Source organism: Bacillus cereus group sp. MYBK30-2 (genome assembly GCF_051915945.1).
Taxonomy (GTDB): domain Bacteria; phylum Bacillota; class Bacilli; order Bacillales; family Bacillaceae_G; genus Bacillus_A; species Bacillus_A paramycoides.
In genome coordinates, this window is the sequence record NZ_JBQAFR010000002.1 from 530,414 (window position 1) to 553,040 (window position 22,627).

Here is a 22,627-nt window from a genome sequence, read left to right on the forward strand (position 1 = left end):
CTTCCCATCCTTCCTATTTACTTGCCACAAGTTCTTCGCCATCGTCTAAACGAACAGAAACAAGCTTAGACACCCCTGATTCTTGCATTGTTACACCGTACAATACATCAGACTCTTCCATTGTACCTTTCCGGTGTGTAATTACAATAAACTGCGTTTCATCACTAAATTTCTTTAAATACTGTGCAAAACGAGCAACGTTTGCCTCATCAAGAGCCGCTTCCACTTCATCTAGCACACAGAATGGAACTGGGCGTACTTTTAAAATACCAAATAAGAGCGCAATTGCAGTTAAGGCACGCTCTCCACCTGAAAGTAAACCTAAGTTTTGTAGTTTCTTCCCTGGCGGTTGCGCTACAATATCAATACCAGTATTTAATAAATCTTCTGGATTTGTCATTACTAAATCCGCTCTTCCGCCTCCGAATAATTCAGAGAATACAGATTGAAACTCCGTTCGAATGCCTTCAAACGTAGTAGAAAAGCGTTTTTTCATCTCTTCATCCATTTCTGTAATAAGTTGATGCAATGTCGATTTCGCTTCTTCTAGGTCATCTCTTTGCTCTAGCAAGAATGTGTGACGCTCTGCTACACGCTCATATTCATCAATTGCCCCTAAGTTTACTGTGCCTAACTCTTCGATGGATAGTTTAATTAGTTTCACCTTTTTACGTGCATCTTCTGCAGGCATCGTCATTGTATACTTCAGTTTTGCTGCTTCAAATGAAATAGTATATGTTTCACGCAAATGTTGCAATCTATTTTCCAACTCTACATCAAGTCGGTTAATCTTCACTTCTTGATCTTTCAACATCTCAAGAATATATTTATGTTTACCTATTGTTTCTTTCACATTGCGTTCTAAATGCTCTACTCTCTCTTGTAATGTTACGCGTTGTTCACGGCGAGAACGAATTAGCTCCGAAGTTTGATTACGATCATACGCTTTCTTCTCAATCATATTCGTAATTTGTTCTTCACCACTTGAATTAGATGTCATCTCTTGTTTTAAGAATGCTAAATCTTCTTTCGTTTTTACAAGCGTCGCATCTGTCTCTTCTTTTTCCTTCGTCAATCGTTCAACTTTTTCTTTTTGATTAGACAAACGCTGTTGTTGTTCAGCCGCTTGTACTTTTAGCTCAGTCATTTCCTTCTGAACTTTTTCTTTCGAAGAATGTTGTTCACTCTTTTGTTTCGTTAAAGCGACGATTTTGCTATCTAATTCCGTAATCTCCGCTTGAAGAGTCGCTAAAATCTTTTCTAACTCTTCTCTACGCCCTTGCATTTTTACTTGATCTTGTAAAAATCCTTCAATCTCTAAATCGTAAATAGATAAACGATCATTAATACGATGTTCTTCTAATTCTAAACGACTAATTTCTTCTCTTAATTTCTGTTCATCTACACGCTCTGTTTCTACACCTTGTCGTAGTTTGCGTATTTGTACTTCTTTTTCTTGAATCTCTTGCTTTACTGCTTTAACAAAGTTTTCTAGCTTCGTTGTTTTTTCTTCCATATCAGCTAGCTTATTAGTCCACTCTTCCAGTTCACGTTGACGCCCCAATATAGAGGATTTCGCTTGTTTTACAGCTCCACCAGTCATAGAACCGCCTGGATTCACTACGTCACCTTCGAGCGTTACAATACGATAGCGGTATTGCAGTTGTTTCGCTAATTCATTTACTCCGCGTAAATCTTTCGCAACAACAACAGTACCTAATAAATTTGAAACTACATTCTCATATTTATTATTGTACTGCACAAGTTCTGCCGCCACACCAACAAACGATGGATGCTGATTCACAATGCGTAATTGATCAAATGATAACGATCTACTTTTAATAACAGCTTGAGGTAAAAACGTTGCACGGCCATGCTTATTTTGCTTTAAAAATGCAATTGCATTACGAGCATGTTCTTCTGTTTGTACTACGATATGTTGCATCGCTGCCCCAAGGGCGATTTCCATTGCGATTTCATATTCTTTCGGCACAGTCAGAAGTTCTGCAACCGCTCCTTCAATGCCTTGTAACCTATTTTCTCTAGCCTTTAATACTTCACGTACTCCTTGATAGAAACCAGAATAGTCCTCTTGCATCTCTTCTAGCATTTCTTTTCGTGAGCGCGCCTGTTGCACAAATTGATACGCTTGATACAGTTTCGTTTCATTTTCACTATACTGCGACTTACATTTCCCAAGCGCAGCTTCTGTCTTCTGTATGTCGGAAATAATGCCAGCTACTTTCTCTTTCACTTGCTCATAACTTTCTACAAGTTTCGCCTTTTTCGCTGTAATTTCCATACGCATCTGTACATATTTTTCATTTTCTTCATCAAGTCGTTCATTTTTAGAGTTTTGCTGTTTAGATTGTTCTTCAATCATAGATAATTCATTTCGATGACTTGCTTGTTGATTTAAAAGTTCAATATAATCACCTTTTAAATTCTCAATCTGTTCCTCTAAATTCTCAGCAAAAGTTGCAAGTAGTTGCTCGTTATCATGCAATTTTGTCTCCAACTCTTTTACTTGATTCACAAATTGCATTAACGCTTCTGTACTTGTTTCAATTTCACCATCATAGCTTTTAGCTTTCTCTGCCAACTCAACAATTAGTTTTTCAAGTTGCTCACAATGCGTCGTTGCATTTTGCTTTCTTTCCTTTAACAACTCACGCTGTCCTTCTAGCTTTTCTAGCTCTTTACTAGAAAGAAGGAGAACTTCTTGTAAGGAGTCTACAGATTCATCAACCGCTTGTAATTGCCCACGTAATTCCTCAAGTTCTTCTTCACTTTTTTGTAAGTTCGTCGACATTTTGGCTTCTTCATCTTTATTATGCCCAAATTGATTTCGAAGCGCTTCCCACTTCTCATGTAATTCTTCAATTTCATGCACAATAAGCGCAGCTTCTACTTTCTCTAATTCTTCTTTTTTCTCAAGATAATCTTTCGCAATAGAAGCTTGTCTTTCTAACGGTTCTACTTGACTACTTAATTCGTGAATAATATCTTGTACACGATTTAAGTTTTCTTGTGTTTCCGCCAATTTCCCTTCAGCTTTCTTTTTACGAAGTTTGTATTTCAGCACACCCGCAGCTTCTTCAAATACACCACGACGTTCTTCTGATTTACTACTTAAAATCTCTTCGACTTTCCCCTGGCTAATAATTGAAAAAGCTTCCCTTCCCATACCAGAGTCCATAAATAAATCAATAATATCTTTCAATCTACAAGATTGTTTATTAATATAAAAATCACTATCACCTGAACGAGATACACGACGCGTTACACACACCTCGTTATACTCAATCGGTAATCGTTGGTCTTCATTATTTAAAGTTAATGTTACTTCAGCAACATTAACCGCTCTTCTCGTATCACTGCCAGCAAAAATAATATCCTCCATCTTTGCACCACGTAATGACTTTGCAGATTGTTCACCCAGTACCCAGCGAATTGCATCAGTAATATTACTTTTCCCGCTCCCATTAGGTCCTACTACAGACGTTACACCTGGAACAAAATCGACAGATACACGCTCAGCAAAAGATTTAAATCCTGCTATTTCTAATCTTTTTAAAAACACGAAAGGCCTTCCTCCTATTCTCCGTTGTTATAAACGTTGTCTGTACGAAAACAAGCTACTATACGGATTTCCCCCTCCTTTTACTTACAAATAAAAGGAAAGTTTCATTCTATGCATAAGGAATCCCCCTCATTCAAAGGGGGATTCCTTATGATTGTTCTTTTAACTTTTTCAATGCTTCTGCAGCAGCTTGTTGCTCTGCTTCTTTTTTTGACTTACCACTACCAAGACCTAACGCCACGTTATTTAACGTAACACGTGACACAAATTCTCGGTTATGGGCCGGTCCTTTTTCTTGCAAAATTTGATACTCAATATTGCCACTGCCATCACGCTGAATCAATTCTTGCAATTGGCTCTTATAATCCATCACATGAGAAAAAGCACCTTCATTAATTTTTGGATATACAACTTCTTTTAAGAATCCCCAAACTATTTCTAGCCCCTGATCAAGATAAAGGGCACCAATAAACGCTTCAAAGACATCCGCTAATAAAGCTGGTCGTTCACGTCCACCCGTCATTTCCTCACCTTTTCCTAATAACACCAGGCTACCAAATGACAATTCGTTTGCAAAACGAACAAGAGATGGCTCACATACAATAGCTGCACGTAGTTTTGTTAACTCACCTTCGCTCATTGTCGGATATTTTTGAAACAGATACTGTGATACAGTGAGTTCCAATACAGCATCTCCAAGAAATTCAAGACGCTCATTGTCCTCATGCGGTTTTTTTCGATGCTCATTCACATAGGATGAATGCGTAAATGCTTGAATCAATAATTTTTCATCTGTAAACGTAATACCTATCTTTTCTTGAAACACTTTAAAAGCTTCGCGATATTTTGTTTCGTATTTTTTTTCTCTATATTTTCGGTACGGCATAGGTCCCTCCAGATATAAGCCGAGAAAGCCCCGCTAAAAAACGGGACTTCACTCAAACATTATAGATGACTCTCTATGTAAGTCACAGCATCGCCAACAGTAGCAATCTTTTCAGCATCTTCATCAGAAATTTCCATTTCGAATTCATCTTCTAATTGCATTACAAGTTCTACTACATCTAGGGAGTCTGCGCCTAAATCTTCTTTGAAGCTTGCAGCTGGTACTACTTCAGTCTCTTCTACACCTAAACGATCAACGATGATTTTTGTTACACGCTCTAATACATCTGCCATTCCATTCACCTCCCCTCAAATATTATATTAAATATTGTCCAAAAAAACTAGGTGAAATCCATTCTTTTATTACATTACCATACCGCCATCAACATTTAACGTTTGGCCTGTAACATATTTGCTTTGATCAGAAGCAAAAAACGTTACAGCATTTGCGATATCTTGCGCTTCACCAAACTGAGCAGCAGGAATTACTTTTAACATTTCTTCTTTTATTTTTTCATCCAAAACATCCGTCATATCAGTCGCAATAAACCCTGGAGCAATTGCATTTACAGTAATACTTCGGCTCGCTAACTCTTTTGCCGATGTTTTTGTTAATCCAATCACACCAGCTTTAGCAGCAACATAGTTTGCTTGCCCTGGGTTTCCGATAACCCCAACAACCGAAGCAATATTTATAATTCGACCGTGACGTTGACGCATCATATAACGAGATACTGCTTTCGTACATAAGAAAACACCTTTTAAGTTTGTATTAATAACTGTATCCCATTCCTCTTCTTTCATACGCATTAATAAATTATCTTTCGTTACACCTGCGTTATTTACAAGAATATCAACTTGGCCAAACGTATCTACAGTTTGTTTTACCATATTTGTAACATCATCAGCATTTGCAACATCTGCTCTTACTGCAATTGCATCCGAACCTAATTTCTTTATTTCATCAACGACTTCATTCGCCTTTTGCTCATTACCAGCATAATTTACTACAACATTTGCCCCTTGTTTCGCTAAATCAATCGCAATTGCACGACCAATTCCACGTGATGCACCAGTTACTAATGCTACTTTCCCTTTTAACATCAGCTTTCTCCTCTCAAATTTGAAATGGTATCTTTTAATGTCTCTTCATCATATATCGCATATGCTTTCACTGAAGAATCAATCGACTTCATAAGACCAGCAAGTACTTTTCCAGGTCCGATTTCAATAAATGTATCTACCCCTTGATTCACCATGTTCTCAATAGATGGGTACCATAATACAGGCGAATAGAGCTGTTCAATTAGCTTTTCTTGAATATCTGTACCACGTGTAATAACGTCTGCCGTAACGTTTGCAATAACAGGAATATCCGTGTCTTGAATTGTAATTTCATTTAAAACACTTTGGAACCTATCAGCAGCTGGCTTCATAAGCGAGGAATGAAACGGTCCACTTACTTTTAGCGGAATTGCTCTTTTAGCACCATTTTCTTTCGCTCTCTGAGAAGCAAGTTCTACTCCTTGCTTTGTTCCAGAAATAACAATTTGCTTCGTGCTATTCATATTAGCAATTTGTACTGCATATCCTTCACTTGTTACTTCTTCTGTAACTCGTTTCAGCATATCCGGATCTGCACCTAAAATAGCTGCCATTGCACCTTCCCCGCCTGGAACTGCTTCTTCCATATATTCGCCACGTTTCCTTACAGCATATACAGCGTCTTCGAAAGTTAATGCACCCGCCGCTACAAGAGCGCTATATTCACCTAAACTATGTCCTGCGACAAAGTCAGGTATAATATCATACTCCTTCAAAGCTGTTAAAATTGCAAAACTCGTTGTTAATAATGCAGGTTGCGCATTTGTCGTTAATGTTAACTTTTCTTGTGGTCCTTCAAAAATCACTTCTGAAAGAGAATCATGCAAAACTTCATCCGCTTTTGCAAATACTTTTGCAACCTCTTTATTATTCTCCGCTAACTGTCTACCCATTCCAACTGCCTGTGAACCTTGGCCCGGAAAAAGAAATGCTATTTTTCCCATTTCAAATCCTCCTCTTATTGAAGCGGCTCCTTCTCCATTACACTTGAAATTGTAGGAATTACTTCTTTCGCTACCATTTCTCTCGTTTGACGAATCGCACTAAATATCGATTGGTCATTAGAAGAACCGTGAGCCTTAATGACAGGAGCTTTCAATCCAAATAACGCCGCTCCTCCATACTCCGAATAATCCATTTTATCTTTTAATACCATAAGTTTTGGTTTTAATACTGCTGCTGCTAATTTGCTCGTAAATGAACTCATTAGTTGCTCTTTTAACATAGAGAATAACGCAAGTGCTGTTCCTTCTAATGATTTCAACGCTACATTACCCGTAAAACCATCACATACAACAACGTCTGCTACACCTTGCAATAAGTCTCTTGATTCAACGTTTCCAACGAAATTAATTGGCGCATCCTTGAGCATAGCAAATACTTGTTTTGAAAGCTCGTTTCCTTTACCATCCTCTGTTCCAACGTTCAAAAGTCCAACGCGAGGGTTTTTAATCCCTCTTACCTTCTCTGCGTAAACAGATCCCATTACTGCATATTGATATAAATGAATTGGTTTTGCATCAACGTTTGCTCCAACATCTAACATAACAAAACCTTCTCCATCAACAGTTGGCATTGTAGGTGATAAAGCTGGCCTTTCAATCCCTTCCATACGACCGACAACAAACAATCCAGCCGCCATTAAAGCTCCTGTACTCCCTGCTGATATACAAGCATCCGCAACACCATCTTTTACTTGCTGCGCTGCAAGTACCATTGAAGCTTGTTTCTTTCGACGAACCGCTCTTACTGGTTCATCTGTCGCTTCGATTTTTTCATCTGTATGAAGTATAGTAATTCGCTCTTCACTCGTTAAGTATTGACGAATTTCCTCTTCTTTCCCTACTAACGTAATATGTATATCTGAATATTCCTTAATAGCTTTCATTGCTCCTAATACTACAGCCTTTGGAGCATGATCGCCTCCCATTGCATCTATTGCGATTTTCATAAGTTGTTACCTTCCTCACTATAATTACTAGATCGATACATTTCAAAAGTGCCTGTAAAAACAAGTTCTTCTCCAACAAAACTTCGCACTTTGACAACCGTCCGTCCTTTATCATTCTCTACATCCTCAACACGCGCTTTTGCAACAACGCGCTCTCCTAATTTTACAGGACGAATATATCGAATGGTAGACTTTGCAGTTAAAGCTAATTCTTCATCAATAACCGCAACAGCTAGTGAGTTTGCTTGTGCAAACAAATGATGCCCACGAGCAATTTGATTTCTTTTAAATACATGTTCTACCTTTACTTCAAAGATAGAAATAGCATGTCTATCTAATTCTATATCGATAATTTCTCCGACAACCTCTTCTAACGGTAAAGATTTCACATCTTCTTCATGTTGCTTTGTAGCTACATGCTTAATTCGCTCTCTTAATTCAGGAATAGATAATTCCATACGATCAAGACGAACAGTTTGTATGCTCACCTGAAATTTTTCAGCTAAATCTTCATCCGTAATAAAAGGATTCGTTTCTATTGTTTGTTGTAATAATTCTTGTCTTTCTTTTTTACTTCTTCTTTTTTTCATACCGCACCATCCATTTTTATGACTAGGTACTAACAGTAGTATATAATCATTAAAAGTAGAATGCAACAAAAACTTTTGTTGACTCCCTTTAATCGAGCTTCTCTCCTTGGAACACACCTGTTCCATCAAGATAAGTACGCAGCGAAGCATACTGATCATTGTGCCAAAATGCTTCTGATTCTACCAATATTGCCGCATCTTGTCTAGCAGTTTCTAACGCCCGATAATCATGTACCATATCAGCAACCTTAAATTCTGGCAGACCACTTTGCTTACTTCCAAAGAAATCCCCAGGACCTCGTAACTCTAAATCTTTTTCTGACAATACAAATCCATCATTCGTTTCAGTCATAATACGCATTCGCTCTTTTCCCGTTTCCGATTTCGGATCCGCGATTAATAAACAATATGATTGTTCACTACCACGTCCAACACGCCCCCTCAGCTGATGGAGCTGTGATAAACCGAAACGCTCTGCGTCATAAATAACCATAACAGTCGCATTTGGTACGTTCACACCTACTTCAACAACTGTTGTCGATACAAGAATTTGCACTTTATTTTCACTAAACTGTCCCATTATCTCTTCTTTTTCCTGAGATGATAGCCTTCCATGCATTAATCCAACTTGGCATTTCCCTTCGTAATGATGAGTCAGCATACTATGTAAATCGATAGCATTTTGCACATCAAGCTTCTCAGACTCTTCAATAAGAGGACAAATAACATATGCTTGTCTTCCTTTTTTTATCTCTTTCTCCACAAAACCGAGAACACGATCTAACATATCATGTTTTGCCCAATACGTTTCAATTACCTTTCTACCAGCTGGCATTTCGTCGATAATAGAAACGTCCATCTCTCCAAATGCAGTGATTGCTAACGTACGCGGAATTGGGGTCGCCGTCATAAATAACACATCTGGACTTTCACCTTTCTCCCGTAAAACCCGGCGCTGCGCTACACCAAATCGATGTTGTTCATCGGTAATAACGAGACCTAACCTATGAAATATAACTTCATCCTGAATTAAAGCATGCGTCCCAACGAGGATATCTATTTCTCCTTGTTCTAATTTCGCCAAAATTTCTCGACGTCTCGCACCCTTAACAGAACTTGTTAGTAATTCAACCTTCATACCGAAATACGAAAATGTCTCAGCGAGCGACTGATAATGTTGTTCAGCTAAAATTTCTGTAGGAACCATCAACGCGCCTTGGTAATGAGCCAATTTCGCCGCATAAAGAGCAATCGCAGCGACAACTGTTTTCCCAGACCCTACATCACCTTGTAATAATCGATTCATTCGATAAGGAGATGTCATATCTTTCATAATTTCATCTACAACTCGGCGTTGTGCGCCAGTTAACGGAAATGGAAGTGCATCGGTAAACTCTTGTAATTCTACTGACGAAATTTCTTTCTTCATCCCTTTCGAATTTTCCCTTTCCATCTTCCGAAGTGTTTGCATTTTCAACTGAAACAAGAAAAACTCCTCATATACAAAACGGCGACGCGCTTGCTTTAAGTCTTCCTGTCCCACTGGAAAATGTAACGCTCGCAGCGCTTCATAGCGTGGTAATAATTTATACCGACTTAACAAACCGTCTGGTAATACTTCGACTATGGAATCTCCATACTCCTTAAATGCTTGCGTAACAAAACGGCGCATCTGTTTTACTGTCAGTTTTCCTTTCACTGAATATACAGGCTCTACTTCTTGTTGACGTAAAACTGGTCCAAAATGAAGTTCTGATACAGCAATTGTTTGGCGATGCTGATCCCATTTACCAGTAATTGTTACCGTTTCCTCTAACTTTAACTTCTGTTTATAGTATGGTCTATTAAAACATACAGCTGTAATTAAATAACGACCAACGAGGACACGAACTGTTAGACGCGACTTCTTCTTCCCATAATATTGCAGTAAAGGAGCACTATGAACTTTCCCCTCAACTGTCACACGCTCATCATGCTTTACTTCAGCAAGATCTTTCATCGCATAGTCTTCATAACGGTACGGAAAATGTTCTAATAGATGAGAAACTGTATAAATTCCCATCTCGTGTAATAACTCAGATGTTTCTCCTCCGATTCCCTTTACATCCGTAACAGGAACTTGTACAACTTCATTCAAGATTCTCACGCTCCGTCACATTATTTTCTTTGTTTCACTCTATTGATTAACCATTAACATCATTAACATCTGTAATCGCTCTCTTTCACCCTATATATTCTATCATAGGCATTCTAAGAGAAACTACTCTAATCCCTCTATATAAAACAAAGTTATACAACACGTAAGAAAAGAGCCTCACTTTTAGCAGCAAGGCTCTTTTCTATCATCAATATGCTAGCCTTTTGAATAAAAACTAGTAATAAATTTCATATCACTACTTCTTATCCATTAGCAAGTAAGTAATCCATTTATTTTCAAAACGAATCTTTTCTTATTCTACAGAGAAGATGAAAGAATACACCGGTTGGTTCCCTGCATGTACTTCTACTTCTGCATCTTCAAAGCTCTCTTCTACAAACGTAACTAATTCAGCCACTTCTTCATCTGTTGCATCTTCACCTTGTAGAATCGTTACGATTTCAGAATCCTCATCAATTAGCGCTTCTAGTAATTGCTTCGCAGCTCCTACTTTTTCAGCATTTGTAGATACAATTTTCCCATCTGCAATACACATGAAATCATCTTTTTGAATTGCTACACCATCAATTTCCGTATCACGAACAGCATACGTAATTTGACCTGTTTTCACATGGGATAAAGCTTCTTTCATGTGTTCTTCATTCTCTTCTAACGTTCCAACTGGATTAAATGCTAACATAGCAGCCATACCTTGAGGAACTGTTTTTGAACGAACAACAATAACTTCTTGATCTACCACTGATGCTGCTTGTTCTGCTGCCATCACGATATTTCCGTTATTTGGTAAAATGATAATTTTTTCAGCATTCGCCTCTTCAATCGCCTTCACGATATCCTCCGTACTTGGATTCATCGTTTGGCCACCTTCGATAACTTTTGTTGCGCCAATGCTCTCAAATAAAGTTTTAATACCAGATCCCATAGCTACAGTTACAATACCATACGGTTGTTTCTCTTTTGGCTGATTCGTTTGTTCAGGCATCGGAGTAGGTTCATCTAATAAAGCAGTATGCTGTTCACGCATATTTTCTACTTTGATCTTAATTAGACTACCGTAACGCTGTCCGTAGTTCATAGGATCTCCAGGATGTTCCGCATGAATATGAACCTTTACAACCTCATCATCCGATACAACAAGTAGTGAATCTCCGTATACACTAATATCTTCACGGAATTTTTGTTCAGAGAAATTATGTTCCTTCATTTTTTCAGGCTCTAATTTCACCATGAATTCCGTACAATATCCATACTTAATATCTTCTGTACTCAATTGGCTTTGTACACTACGGTGATGTTCTGCGCGTACCATTTCATTCATAGATGGTTGTGCAGGCGCATCAGAAGAAATCGTTTCTCCTTTTAAGTCAGCTAAAAATCCTTCGTATACAACAACAAGACCTTTACCACCGCTATCTACAACGCCAACTTGTTTTAATACAGGTAATAAATCTGGCGTACGATTTAACGATGCATTTGCTTCTTTCACAACGTCTTCCATAAACAAAACAAAGTCGCGCTGTTTTTTCGCAACTGTCACTGCATATTTACCCGTTTCTCTTGCAACCGTTAAAATCGTTCCTTCGATCGGTTTCATAACCGCTTTGTAAGCCGCCTCTACTCCAGCTTCTAAAGCTGCAGCAAAATCAACTGTTGTTAATTCTTCTTTTTGTTCAATGGATTTAGAGAAACCACGGAACAATTGAGATAAAATAACACCAGAGTTACCACGTGCTCCCATTAATAATCCTTTGGCTAAACTTACGCCGACTTTACCAGCATGCTGTGAAGGATTTGCTTTCACTTCACGTGCGCCTGATGTCATTGATAAGTTCATGTTTGTACCGGTATCGCCATCTGGAACTGGAAATACGTTTAATGCATCAACAAGCTGAACATTATTTGTTAAATTATTCGCTCCTTGAATGATCATTTGTGATAAACGTTTCCCATCAATTTTTTGAATTGACACAGATTTTCCTCCTTAATGCACATTACAAGTTTATTACTTTAACTCCTTGTACGTAGATGTTTACAGAATCTACTGCTAGTCCTACAGTTTGATCTAATGTATATTTCACTTTCGTCTGCACGTTATGTGCTACTTCTGAAATTTTCGTACCATAGCTCACAATAATATACATATCAATATGTACTTCATCTTCATTTTTACGAACAATTACGCCTCTAGTGAAGTTTTCTTTTCGTAAAATGTCTGTTAATCCATCTTTTAATTGATTTTTTGATGCCATACCTACGATACCGTAGCAATCTACTGCGGCACCTCCAGCAATTGTTGCAATTACATCTGTACTAATATCAATTTGACCGTACTTCGTTTTAATTTCAATTGACATCTCGTTTCCCCCTTCATAAATGGTGAAAGTGAGCTAGACTACTTTAGTTACTATCATATAATCTTTTTAAAGAAAATTCCATCGTTCTTTCTTTTTCACTCTCATATTTTATGTTTTAAATTACATTTTTTTATGATGAGCAAAATAGTCCATTGTTATTATACAACATGTACCACTATAATATGTCAAGCAATTTTTCTTGATTTCAACTTTTCTTCCTTGATATATAGTGTCAAGTAATTTTTCTTGATTTCTTTTTCCTACGGTGTTGCATTCTCTTTTTAGTTGTGTTAAATTATAGTAGTGTTTTTAGCATCGCATAAAAGACTAACATTGAAAAATTACGTATGGTAAGGTATCAAGGGAGGGAAATATAAATGGCTCGTGTTTGTGCTATCACTGGAAGAAAAGCTCGTTCTGGTAACTCTCGTTCTCACGCAATGAACGCTACAAAACGTAAATGGGGCGCTAACCTTCAAAAAGTTCGCGTACGCATCGACGGTAAAGTTCAACGTGTTTACGTTTCTGCTAGAGCATTAAAATCTGGCAAAATCGAACGTGTTTAATAATAAAAAAAAGAGCCGCTAGGCTCTTTTTTTACTATACCAATGGAAAAAGCACCGGTAATAGGTGCTTTTTTTAGTCTTTTTTAAAGGTATTTAACATCGCACGAACAATTCCACCAAGAAATTTAGGTAACTTAATTGTATAAAATCTCATGGTTTCCCTCCTAATCCCCATTACTCCACTTGTTCACTATATGATGCAAGGAGCAAAATTGTTTCTTCAATCAGTGCTTCTTATCATCATTAATATGCCAGAAGTAAATGAAAAAGTACCTTTTTCATTAATGAGTTCATTACTAATACAAAGTGTCGATCCCCACTCTATTGTTTTATTAGTAAGAGGGTACTTAAAACCGTGAAGTGTAATGCCTTCCACCCTTTCAGTAACTGGTACAAATGATACGTATGGAAAATCTTCATTTCCTTCAATTATATACGTACCAAGCTTTTTCACCATTATTTCATTTTTATTGTCCACAATACACATTTCTATATTTACTTCTAATCCCTTTAAAAGCATCTGAATATTTGCTAAACCGTGATCAAGCCTTCCACCAGTAGCACCAAAAATACGAATTAATTTTGGTTTCTGTTCTAAAGCCCAGCTAATTGCAATTTCTAAATCTGTTTGATCTTTTTCTCGTGGGACAATATGTAATTCATTTGTCTGCTGTCCCATCCATGCTAATTCATCATCAGTAACTGAATCATAATCTCCAAACGCAACAGCCGGAGTGATTCCTCTTTTCAACAAACGGTACACTCCTCTATCAACGGCCGCCCACACTACTTCTTCATTTTCATATCGAGAGAAATCTGCGCAGTATTCTGCAGGTCCTCCCGCTAAAATATGAATAATCATTTTTCCTTCCCCTTCTATTGTAAAAAGGCAATCTGCCATTCGGTAGATTGCCTTTCTTCTTATTTTCTGCTCTAACATGTATAAATAGTGAAGTCTTAATGAACTAGAGGCTTCACTATGATAAAAGTTCGTTCATTCTTTATCCACGAATTACACGAATTGCTTCACCGCGGTCTTTTTGATTGTATACTGCTGATCCCGCTACAAGAACATTCGCTCCTGCTTCAATACAAAGTCTTGCCGTTTCAGCGTTGACACCACCATCAACTTCGATTTCCACTTGTAGATTTCGCTTTTTAACCATTTCTGCAACTTGTTTAATTTTCGGTAATACAGAATGAATAAACTTCTGTCCGCCAAATCCAGGATTTACTGTCATAAGTAATACCATGTCTATATCTTCTAATACATGCTCAATCGTTGAAACTGGAGTATGTGGATTTAATACAACCCCTGCTTTAATGTCATGAGATTTAATTAACTGAATTGTACGATGTAGATGAGGACAAGTTTCTACATGGACAGTAATAATATCCGCTCCCGCTTTTGCGAAAGTGGGGATATAGTTATCAGGATTTTCAATCATTAAATGTACATCTAACGGTAATGATGTAATCGGACGGATTGCTTCTACAATTAATGGTCCGATCGTAATATTTGGTACGAAATGTCCATCCATTACATCGACGTGAATGTAATCAGCTCCGCCTTTTTCTACATCTTTAATCTCTTCCCCTAATTTTGAAAAATCTGCTGATAAAATCGATGGTGCAATTTTAATCATGACTAATACCTCGGCTTTCTCTCTCTAATTTCTTCTACGAATTGTTTGTAATTCTTATAACGATATTCAGTAATCTTTCCTTCTTCAACCGCAACTTTCACCGCACATTTCGGTTCAGAAAGATGTGTACACCCTCTAAATTTACAGTATTGGCTCGCTTCTTTCAACTCTGGAAAACAATATGTAAGATCTTCTACTTCTATATCTATGAAATCCAGTGAACTAAAACCAGGTGTATCCGCAACTAGTCCGCTTCCAACTGTAATTAATTCCACGTGTCTTGTCGTATGCTTCCCGCGTCCTAAATGTGAAGAAATATCATTTGTTTTCAATTCTAAATCTGGACGTAATACGTTTAGCATTGAAGATTTCCCAACACCAGATTGGCCTGCAACGACAGAAATACAGCCTTCTAAGAATGGTTTCAAAATGTCGATACTTTCCGATGTATTTATAGAAGTAAACAAGACATCATAACCCATTTCACGATAATCATTTGCATAAGATTCAACAGTTTCTCTCATTTTTTCATCTACTAAATCCATCTTACTAATACAAATAATCGGCTTAATGTTATGATATTCAATCAATACTAAAAATCGATCTAACAGTCCTGGATTAAAATCTGGTTCTACTGCAGAGAAAACAAGAATTGCTTGATCAACATTAGCAATAGGAGGTCTAACAAGCTCATTTTTTCGATCAAACACTTCTAACACATAACCTTCATTCGGATTATCTGCTTGAAATACAACTTGGTCTCCTACAAGTGGCGTAATTTTATTCTTTCTAAATACACCACGCCCGCGACATTGTGTAATCCCTTCTTCATGCTGCACATAATAAAACCCACTTAAAGCTTTTACAATTTTTCCTTCTGGCATATAATTCTCCTTTATTTTGTATAAAGTGAAACTGTAATTAGAAATGAATGGACTAAAGCTCTTTAAACAATTATTTCAAAACCCACCAAATATATACCCAGGTTAATATATTTAATCTACCATCAAATTCAAAATACTATTTACAGCAATATCACTTTTATAGCTTTTTGAATCATATATTTTTGCCTGTTATACCGTCCACTATGTAGACAGCATAACAGGCAAGAGTAATAAAGTGAAATTTTAATCAGTGAGGGCTTTGGCTATCCCCCATAACAAGACAATGGAATTCACTATTATTGAGATGGATACGGCACTTCTTTGTCGATAATCGTTACTCCATCCCGAACAATTTTATAGTGTCCCTTTGCACCTTCTTGAATTACAAATTCTAAAGAAATAGTGGCCGACTCAGTAATTGTTCTCGTTTCAACTGGTCTATCCATTTTTTGCTGCATATCTTCTTTATAAATTTCTATTGTTTGTGGCTTTTTCTCACCTGTTGCAGGAGGCTCATATGGGATAGAAATGTTATCCACTTTTACCGTTTTCGTCACTTTAGGCTTCGGACCATCAGAGATAATAATCGTTACTTTATCTCCTTCTTTTAAAGCTGTCCCAGGCTTCGGAAATTGTGAAATAACAAGACCTTTATCAACCGTATCTGAATATTCCCTTTTTATATCAGAAACAAGTTTTCTTTCATTTAAATAACTTTTCACGCTATTTTCAGTCCAGCTTGAAAAATCCCCTGGTCTAATCTGATAAGGCCCTTTACTTATCCAAATCTTTACTTCTTGTTCTCCTTCTACAACCATTTGGTCAGGTGTTGGTATTTGTTCTACAATTTCACCTTTAGGTTTATCATTTTCAATATAATTTGGTGTAACTTGTTTATATTTCTCTTCTAGCTCAGCTCTTATACTCTCAAAATCTTTTCCTGTCAAATCGCGCATCTTACTTTTCTTTTTCCCACCTGATTGATAGATAGTAATTTTAGAGTTTTCTTTCACTACTCTTCCTGCTATAGGATCTGTTTTTATCACTTTTCCGACTTCAACATTATCTGTATATACAATATTAGGTTCAGTAACTTCAAACCCCTTTTCAACTAATGCATTTACAGCTGTCGTATACTTCATACCAGCCACGTCAGGAACCTTCACATCTTTCGGAATAAAGAAGCCTGGAATAACAGTAAGCGCTAATGTTATCCCTATCGCTAAAAGTAAAAATGTTGTAATTAAAACCTTCAGCCATTTGTTACTTCGTTTTTTCTTCTTACCGGATTCTGTCGCTTCTTTTCTTACTTGTTCATCCACTTTACTTCCTTTTAATACAATCGTTTCATCACTTACATTTTGAAATAATTGTTCTTGTTGAATAATTGGAATCGCTTTCGTCGCTTCCATATCTTCTGGTATGTAAAATGGTTGTTCATTTATTCGTTCTGGGTATAGCGCTGTTTCAATATCTCGTTTCATCGCATTAGCAGATTGATATCGATGAAACGGATCTTTCGCAGTTGCCTTTAATATAATATTTTCAACACTTTGTGGAATATTTTCATTCCATCTTTTCGGAGATGGTATTTCATTTTGTAAATGTTTTAAAGCAATTGCAACAGCAGATTCACCAGAAAATGGTTGTCTTCCTGTTAACAATTCAAACATAACAATCCCAAGTGAATAAATATCTGATTGTTTATTCGCTATACCGCCGCGCGCTTGTTCTGGTGATAAATAATGCACCGAACCGAGCACCGAATTTGTATGTGTAATCGTTGTTGCACTTGTAGCTGTCGCAATTCCAAAGTCTGTGACTTTTATCACTCCATCATCTCGAATCAAAATATTGTGCGGTTTAATATCACGATGTACAATCTCAAAATGATGGGCATGTGCCATGGCGGACGTTAACTGCTCCATAATATCAAGAGCTTCTCCTATCGGTAACATTCCTCGATCAATTATGTATTGCTTCAATGTTCGTCCAGGTACATATTCCATTACAAGATAATATATACCATCCTCTTCCCCAACATCATACATATTCACAATATTTGGATGCGACAACGTTGTAACAGATTGCGCTTCTCGATGGAAACGTTTAATAAACTCTTCGTTATTTGAATAGTCGAGTCTTAATATTTTTACCGCTACATCTCGGCCGAGTATATCATCATGAGCTAAATATACATTGGCCATTCCTCCACCGCCAATCATTTTTAGCAGTTTATAACGGTCATTTAAGCGTTTTCCAATCAGCACGTTGCACTTCACCTACTTTCGTTTGTCGAATCCGCATAATCAATAAGAACGAGGGTGATATTATCTTCTCCACCACGATCATTTGCTAATTGAATGAGATGCTCTCCTTTCGCCTCGAGCTGTTCATTTAATTGTAAAATTTGTTGCATATCAGTCATAGGTACTTTGTTAGACAATCCATCAGAGCAAAGAAGTAATTGATCGTCTTCTTCGAGCACCAATGTTTTTACATCTAGTTCGACCTTTTCTTCTGTTCCTAACGCTCTTAACAGAACATTCTTTTTCGGGTGATATTCTGCATCTTCTTTTGAAATTTCACCGTGCCTAACAAGTTCATTTACAAGTGAGTGATCTTCCGTTACAAGCGCTATCTCTCCCTCTGATACCATATAACAACGACTATCTCCTATATGACCAATTGTTACAAAACTAGGTGTACAAATCGCTACGATAACCGTTGTTCCCATGCCATTACATTCTACATGTTGCTTAGAGTACGCATATATGCGCTCATTAATAATTCCAACATTAGTATGTAACCACTTTTCTATCTTTTTAGGCTCATTCATATTATGCGTTTGCTTCCAATAATCATGGAATAATTGAATGGCCATCGAGCTGGCTACATCGCCAGCTCGATGACCTCCCATTCCATCTGCTACTACCGCTAAAATATTTCCATCTAAATTGTGAAAAACTCCTGCACTATCTTCATTATGTTGACGAACTTTCCCTTTATCCGATAGAAACACGGCTTTCATCTCGTCACCTCGTCTCTTCTTTGCGCTCCTTCGCACGCAACTGACCGCAGGCTGCATCAATATCATGACCTTGTTCACGGCGAATCGTTACATTCACTCCACGATCTTTTAGCGTCTTTTCAAATAAGAAAATTTGCTCACGTGGCGTACGTACGTAATCACGTTCTGGCACGTAGTTTACCGGAATTAAGTTTACATGACATTTTACACCTTTTAAGAGCGCAGCAAGTTCTTCAGCGTGCTCAACTTGGTCGTTTTCTCCTCCAAATAAGCCATATTCAAATGTAATACGACGCCCTGTTCTATTTACATAGTATTTAATAGCTTCCATTAAATCAGGTAGCTTATAAGCACGGTTAATCGGCATTAATTTTGAACGTAACTCTGTATTTGCAGCATGCAATGAAATCGCAAAATTGATTTGCATATCTTCTTCAGCGAACTTATAAATTTTCGGAACAATTCCACTTGTTGAAACTGTCATATGCCTTGCACCAATATGAATTCCTTTTTCATGATTTACAATGCGTAAGAATGACATTAAGTTGTCATAATTATCAAACGGTTCTCCAATTCCCATAACAACAAGAGAACTTACACGTTCTTCTGTTTCATCAAGCGCACGCTGAACTTCTACTACTTGCGCTACAATTTCTCCAGCTTCTAGGTTTCGTTTTAACCCACCAAGTGTAGATGCACAGAACGTACATCCAATACGGCAACCAACCTGTGTTGTTACACAAATGGAATTTCCATATTCATGTCGCATTAATACCGTTTCAATAGAGTACCCATCGTATAACTGGAATAAGAATTTAATTGTTCCATCCGAAGACGTTTGTTTTACTAACGTATTTAAAGTAGTAATATCAAAGGAATTCGACAATTTATCGCGCAATCCTTTAGAAAGGTTTGACATATCCTCATAATTTTTTACACGTTTTTTATATAGCCAATCAAAAATTTGTCCTGCACGGAATTTAGGTTCCCCTTGTTCCTTTAACCAATCTTGCATTTCATGAAGTTGTAAAGAGTAAATTGATGGTTTCTTTGTTTCTAGATTTTTCTTTTGTTTTTTTACAGTCGTTTCCATGATGCTACACCTTCTTTCTTAAACAAGCAATATAAAAGCCATCTGTTGCAAAATAATGCGGTAAAATTTGTATTTGACCTTCATTAATATACGGACTTAATTTTTCTGGCATACGCTCTTTAATCGTAGTATCCCACTCAAATTCAGGATGCTCTTGTAAAAATTGCTCTATTACTTGTTCATTTTCTATTTTTTCAATTGTGCACGTACTATAAACAAGGCGACCACCTTGTTTTAACAATGGTGCTATTTTTTCTAATATCGCAAGTTGAATCGTTGATAATCGTTCACTATCGCCCTTATCTTTGCCTAACTTAATATCAGGTTTACGTCTTATAACACCAAACCCAGAACATGGTGCATCTACTAATATTTTATCAAAAGTTTCATTTTCGAAATGCTCTTGAACTTTTCTAGCATCTAATGCCTTTGTTTCTACATTTTCTAGACCAAGTCGATCTGCTTGTTGTCTAATTAAACGTACTTTATGCGCGTGTAAATCAAGTGACATTACTTTACCCGTTCCCTTTAAACGCTCAGCTATATGCGTTGTTTTACCACCAGGAGCGGCACAGCTATCAAGAACTGTATCTCCCTCATTCGGTTCTAAAGCACGTGCAACAAGCATAGAGCTTTCATCTTGAATAGAAAGAAATCCTTTTTTGAACGCTTCTGTATGCGCTACATTCCCTCTTTCAATTTGAATTGCATCATCTGACAAATCGCCACGTTTCGCTTCTATACCCTCATTTGCTAATAGTCCAATCGCTTCTTCTACCGTAACTTTATCAACATTCACACGTGCTGTCGGTACAGGTGGTATCATATTTACTTCACACATTTTCTCTGCTGTCTCTAAACCATATTCAGATGCCCAGTCTTGTACAAGCCACATTGGATGACTTGTTGCAATCGCAAGACGTTCTACCGGATTATTGATTTCTTCTAAAGAAGGTACACCTTCTCGCTGAATCGAACGCAATACTCCGTTCACCATGCCTGAAATCCCCTTATGCCCACGACGCTTCGCAATCTCAACAGCTTCATGAATAGCAGCTCTTTCTGGAACTCGGTCTAAATATAGCATTTGATATAAAGATAAGCGAAGCAACACTCTTACCCACGCCTCAACCTTTTTTCTTAAAAATGGTTGTAAATAATAATCTAGTGTGTCACGACGTTGAATCGTTCCATATACAATTTCAGTTAATAAACCAATATCTTTTCTGTCAATTGTACTTTTTTCAATCAAATTATTTAAAAGTAAGTTACTATATGCACCACTTTTTTCTACTTGAATTAAACCATCAAGAGCTAACTCACGAACATTTTGTCTCATGCATTTTCTCCTAACTTCGTACCAATTTCAGGTTTTGTTCCACGTAAAAATTGTGAACAACTCATACGTTTTTTACCAGACGGTTGCAATTCAGTAATTTTAATACCTGTCTCATTCCCTGTTGCAACAACAAATCCATCTTCTTCATGAGCTACTACTGTACCTGGTTCAGCTTGCTCTGCCATAGAGACCTTCTCTCCCCACCATACTTTAACAACTTGTCCTGCTAAAGTCGTATAAGCAACTGGCCATGGATTCAATCCGCGAATGTGATTGTATACTTCTTCACCTGTTTTTGTCCAATCAATTTTCTCTTGCTCACGTTTTATATTATATGCGAACGTCACTTCATCTTCATTTTGTTTAATTGGTTCTAGTTTACCCTGAATTAGTAAAGGAACCGTTTTAGATAAAAGGTGCGCTCCCGCTTCGCTTAACTTATCAAATAATGAACCTGTTGTTTCACGCTCTTCAATTTCTACTTCTACTTGCGTTAAAATATCACCAGCATCTAATTTTTCTACCATATACATAATTGTAATACCTGTTTTCTCTTTACCTTCCATGATTGCATAGTGAATCGGTGCACCACCGCGAAGTTCTGGAAGTAATGAAGCATGGACATTAATACATCCGTACTTTGGCGCTTCTAAAATTTCATTCGGTACAATCTGACCGAACGCAGCTGTTACGATTAAATCCGGCTCTAACGCTAATACTTTTTCATATTCGTCTTTTTCACGAATTTTCAGTGGCTGTAACACCGGAATACCATGCTTCTCCGCTTCTACTTTAACAGGCGTAGGTGTTAAAACCTTTTTTCTACCTACTGGACGATCTGGTTGCGTTACAACACCCACTACGTCATATCCATCCTCGATAAGACGACGAAGCACCGGCACAGAAAAGTCCGGTGTTCCCATAAATACTACTTTTATCATTCAAAAACCGCTCCTTTTAACACCTATTCTAATTCGTTTTCTTCATAATATCTCGTCACTTTAGATGTGAATAAAACACCATGTAAATGATCGATTTCATGCTGAATTGCACGCGCCAAGAAGTCTTTCGCTTCTAATAAGAATATTTTCCCGCGGCGATTTTGCGCACGCACTTTAATATAATCTGCACGCTCCACTTCACCATAAAGTCCCGGAAAGCTTAAGCAGCCTTCGGGACCTACTTGTTCACCACGTTTTTCTAAAATAACCGGATTAATTAATTCGATTTTCCCCGTATCATCACCGATATCAACAACAGCTACTTGTAAGCTTACACCTACTTGTGGCGCAGCTAAACCAACGCCGTCTGCAATTAACATTGTTTCATGCATATCTTTTAACAATTTCACTAACTTTTTATCAAAGTTAATTACTCTTTCGCATGGTGTTTCTAACACTTCATTTGGATGCTTTACAATTTCTAAAACTGCCATATTTCCCT

Annotated in this window: 21 protein-coding genes; 1 reads left to right on the forward strand and 20 read right to left on the reverse strand. The window is 37.3% G+C overall.

What is annotated here, in order from left to right; translation table 11 throughout:
• Window positions 1-13: 13 nt before the first annotated feature.
• The 10 genes from smc to ACTFQM_RS14275 all read right to left on the reverse strand — a co-directional run bounded on the left by smc (window position 14) and on the right by ACTFQM_RS14275 (window position 12,625).
• Window positions 14-3,583 carry a chromosome segregation protein SMC gene (smc, locus tag ACTFQM_RS14230; RefSeq protein WP_440034922.1) on the reverse strand — a complete coding sequence of 1,190 codons (3,570 nt, stop codon included), beginning with the start codon at window positions 3,581-3,583 and terminating at the stop codon, window positions 14-16.
• A 148-nt stretch (window positions 3,584-3,731) separates the two neighbouring features.
• Window positions 3,732-4,469 (reverse strand): ribonuclease III, encoded by a 738-nt coding sequence (gene rncS, locus ACTFQM_RS14235; protein WP_025148326.1) that lies wholly within the window; start codon window positions 4,467-4,469, stop codon window positions 3,732-3,734.
• 59 nt (window positions 4,470-4,528) lie between these two features.
• Window positions 4,529-4,762: an acyl carrier protein gene (gene acpP, locus ACTFQM_RS14240; RefSeq protein WP_000786062.1), complete on the reverse strand. Its 234-nt coding sequence runs from the start codon at window positions 4,760-4,762 to the stop codon at window positions 4,529-4,531.
• 69 nt (window positions 4,763-4,831) lie between these two features.
• Window positions 4,832-5,572, reverse strand: a complete 741-nt coding sequence (fabG, locus tag ACTFQM_RS14245; RefSeq protein WP_048373926.1) for a 3-oxoacyl-[acyl-carrier-protein] reductase — start codon at window positions 5,570-5,572, stop codon at window positions 4,832-4,834.
• Window positions 5,572-6,516, reverse strand: a complete 945-nt coding sequence (gene fabD, locus ACTFQM_RS14250; RefSeq protein WP_025148324.1) for an ACP S-malonyltransferase — start codon at window positions 6,514-6,516, stop codon at window positions 5,572-5,574. Before fabD ends, fabG begins: the two co-directional genes overlap by 1 nt.
• 14 nt (window positions 6,517-6,530) lie before the next feature.
• The gene (gene plsX / locus ACTFQM_RS14255; RefSeq protein ID WP_098473413.1) at window positions 6,531-7,523 is read right to left on the reverse strand and encodes a phosphate acyltransferase PlsX; all 993 of its coding nucleotides are present in this window, start codon (window positions 7,521-7,523) and stop codon (window positions 6,531-6,533) included.
• The gene (gene fapR / locus ACTFQM_RS14260) at window positions 7,520-8,113 is read right to left on the reverse strand and encodes a transcription factor FapR (RefSeq protein WP_000747352.1); all 594 of its coding nucleotides are present in this window, start codon (window positions 8,111-8,113) and stop codon (window positions 7,520-7,522) included. Before fapR ends, plsX begins: the two co-directional genes overlap by 4 nt.
• Window positions 8,114-8,201: 88 nt before the next feature.
• Window positions 8,202-10,250: an ATP-dependent DNA helicase RecG gene (recG, locus tag ACTFQM_RS14265; RefSeq protein WP_440034926.1), complete on the reverse strand. Its 2,049-nt coding sequence runs from the start codon at window positions 10,248-10,250 to the stop codon at window positions 8,202-8,204.
• 313 nt (window positions 10,251-10,563) lie between these two features.
• The gene (locus ACTFQM_RS14270) at window positions 10,564-12,240 is read right to left on the reverse strand and encodes a DAK2 domain-containing protein (RefSeq protein ID WP_048373932.1); all 1,677 of its coding nucleotides are present in this window, start codon (window positions 12,238-12,240) and stop codon (window positions 10,564-10,566) included.
• Window positions 12,241-12,262: 22 nt separating this feature from the next.
• Complete coding sequence (locus ACTFQM_RS14275; protein ID WP_002173116.1) at window positions 12,263-12,625, reverse strand: Asp23/Gls24 family envelope stress response protein; 363 nt, start codon at window positions 12,623-12,625, stop codon at window positions 12,263-12,265.
• A 377-nt stretch (window positions 12,626-13,002) separates the two neighbouring features.
• On the opposite strand from ACTFQM_RS14275, the gene rpmB reads away from it, so the two are divergent.
• Complete coding sequence (gene rpmB, locus ACTFQM_RS14280; protein WP_000124776.1) at window positions 13,003-13,191, forward strand: 50S ribosomal protein L28; 189 nt, start codon at window positions 13,003-13,005, stop codon at window positions 13,189-13,191.
• 73 nt (window positions 13,192-13,264) lie between these two features.
• Here the strand turns inward: rpmB and spoVM are convergent, their stop codons facing one another.
• From spoVM to def, 10 genes are all read right to left on the reverse strand, one after another.
• Window positions 13,265-13,345 carry a stage V sporulation protein SpoVM gene (spoVM, locus tag ACTFQM_RS14285; protein ID WP_001213599.1) on the reverse strand — a complete coding sequence of 27 codons (81 nt, stop codon included), beginning with the start codon at window positions 13,343-13,345 and terminating at the stop codon, window positions 13,265-13,267.
• A 66-nt stretch (window positions 13,346-13,411) separates the two neighbouring features.
• The gene (locus ACTFQM_RS14290; protein ID WP_440034930.1) at window positions 13,412-14,092 is read right to left on the reverse strand and encodes a thiamine diphosphokinase; all 681 of its coding nucleotides are present in this window, start codon (window positions 14,090-14,092) and stop codon (window positions 13,412-13,414) included.
• Between the two features lie 100 nt (window positions 14,093-14,192).
• Window positions 14,193-14,837, reverse strand: coding sequence for a ribulose-phosphate 3-epimerase (gene rpe / locus ACTFQM_RS14295; protein WP_440034932.1), 645 nt, complete (start codon window positions 14,835-14,837; stop codon window positions 14,193-14,195).
• A 2-nt stretch (window positions 14,838-14,839) separates the two neighbouring features.
• A complete protein-coding gene (rsgA, locus tag ACTFQM_RS14300; protein WP_025148318.1) occupies window positions 14,840-15,721 on the reverse strand; it encodes a ribosome small subunit-dependent GTPase A in 882 nt (293 codons plus the stop codon).
• A gap of 296 nt (window positions 15,722-16,017) precedes the next feature.
• The gene (gene pknB / locus ACTFQM_RS14305; protein ID WP_440034936.1) at window positions 16,018-17,991 is read right to left on the reverse strand and encodes a Stk1 family PASTA domain-containing Ser/Thr kinase; all 1,974 of its coding nucleotides are present in this window, start codon (window positions 17,989-17,991) and stop codon (window positions 16,018-16,020) included.
• 8 nt (window positions 17,992-17,999) lie between these two features.
• Entirely contained in the window at window positions 18,000-18,752 is a 753-nt protein-coding gene (locus tag ACTFQM_RS14310) for a Stp1/IreP family PP2C-type Ser/Thr phosphatase (protein ID WP_071718844.1), read from the reverse strand.
• 4 nt (window positions 18,753-18,756) lie between these two features.
• On the reverse strand, window positions 18,757-19,845 hold the full coding sequence (rlmN, locus tag ACTFQM_RS14315) for a 23S rRNA (adenine(2503)-C(2))-methyltransferase RlmN (protein WP_400559221.1): 1,089 nt from the start codon (window positions 19,843-19,845) through the stop codon (window positions 18,757-18,759).
• Window positions 19,846-19,849: 4 nt separating this feature from the next.
• Window positions 19,850-21,184: a 16S rRNA (cytosine(967)-C(5))-methyltransferase RsmB gene (gene rsmB / locus ACTFQM_RS14320; RefSeq protein WP_178939064.1), complete on the reverse strand. Its 1,335-nt coding sequence runs from the start codon at window positions 21,182-21,184 to the stop codon at window positions 19,850-19,852.
• Window positions 21,181-22,125 (reverse strand): methionyl-tRNA formyltransferase, encoded by a 945-nt coding sequence (gene fmt, locus ACTFQM_RS14325; protein WP_098303982.1) that lies wholly within the window; start codon window positions 22,123-22,125, stop codon window positions 21,181-21,183. The genes rsmB and fmt overlap by 4 nt, the downstream gene beginning before the upstream one ends.
• Window positions 22,126-22,148: 23 nt before the next feature.
• Window positions 22,149-22,619: a peptide deformylase gene (def, locus tag ACTFQM_RS14330; RefSeq protein ID WP_002173124.1), complete on the reverse strand. Its 471-nt coding sequence runs from the start codon at window positions 22,617-22,619 to the stop codon at window positions 22,149-22,151.
• Window positions 22,620-22,627 lie beyond the last annotated feature (8 nt).

Coding starts and splice junctions, on each gene's coding strand:
- rncS (WP_025148326.1), bottom strand. CDS start 4,469: ATGCCGTACCGAAAATATAGAGAAAAAAAATACGAAACAAAATATCGC.
- acpP (WP_000786062.1), bottom strand. CDS start 4,762: ATGGCAGATGTATTAGAGCGTGTAACAAAAATCATCGTTGATCGTTTA.
- fabG (WP_048373926.1), bottom strand. CDS start 5,572: ATGTTAAAAGGGAAAGTAGCATTAGTAACTGGTGCATCACGTGGAATT.
- fabD (WP_025148324.1), bottom strand. CDS start 6,516: ATGGGAAAAATAGCATTTCTTTTTCCGGGCCAAGGTTCACAGGCAGTT.
- plsX (WP_098473413.1), bottom strand. CDS start 7,523: ATGAAAATCGCAATAGATGCAATGGGAGGCGATCATGCTCCAAAGGCT.
- fapR (WP_000747352.1), bottom strand. CDS start 8,113: ATGAAAAAAAGAAGAAGTAAAAAAGAAAGACAAGAATTATTACAACAA.
- ACTFQM_RS14275 (WP_002173116.1), bottom strand. CDS start 12,625: ATGTCAATTGAAATTAAAACGAAGTACGGTCAAATTGATATTAGTACA.
- rpmB (WP_000124776.1), top strand. CDS start 13,003: ATGGCTCGTGTTTGTGCTATCACTGGAAGAAAAGCTCGTTCTGGTAAC.
- spoVM (WP_001213599.1), bottom strand. CDS start 13,345: ATGAGATTTTATACAATTAAGTTACCTAAATTTCTTGGTGGAATTGTT.
- ACTFQM_RS14290 (WP_440034930.1), bottom strand. CDS start 14,092: ATGGCAGATTGCCTTTTTACAATAGAAGGGGAAGGAAAAATGATTATT.
- rpe (WP_440034932.1), bottom strand. CDS start 14,837: ATGATTAAAATTGCACCATCGATTTTATCAGCAGATTTTTCAAAATTA.
- rsgA (WP_025148318.1), bottom strand. CDS start 15,721: ATGCCAGAAGGAAAAATTGTAAAAGCTTTAAGTGGGTTTTATTATGTG.
- ACTFQM_RS14310 (WP_071718844.1), bottom strand. CDS start 18,752: ATGAAAGCCGTGTTTCTATCGGATAAAGGGAAAGTTCGTCAACATAAT.
- rlmN (WP_400559221.1), bottom strand. CDS start 19,845: ATGGAAACGACTGTAAAAAAACAAAAGAAAAATCTAGAAACAAAGAAA.
- rsmB (WP_178939064.1), bottom strand. CDS start 21,184: ATGAGACAAAATGTTCGTGAGTTAGCTCTTGATGGTTTAATTCAAGTA.
- fmt (WP_098303982.1), bottom strand. CDS start 22,125: ATGATAAAAGTAGTATTTATGGGAACACCGGACTTTTCTGTGCCGGTG.
- def (WP_002173124.1), bottom strand. CDS start 22,619: ATGGCAGTTTTAGAAATTGTAAAGCATCCAAATGAAGTGTTAGAAACA.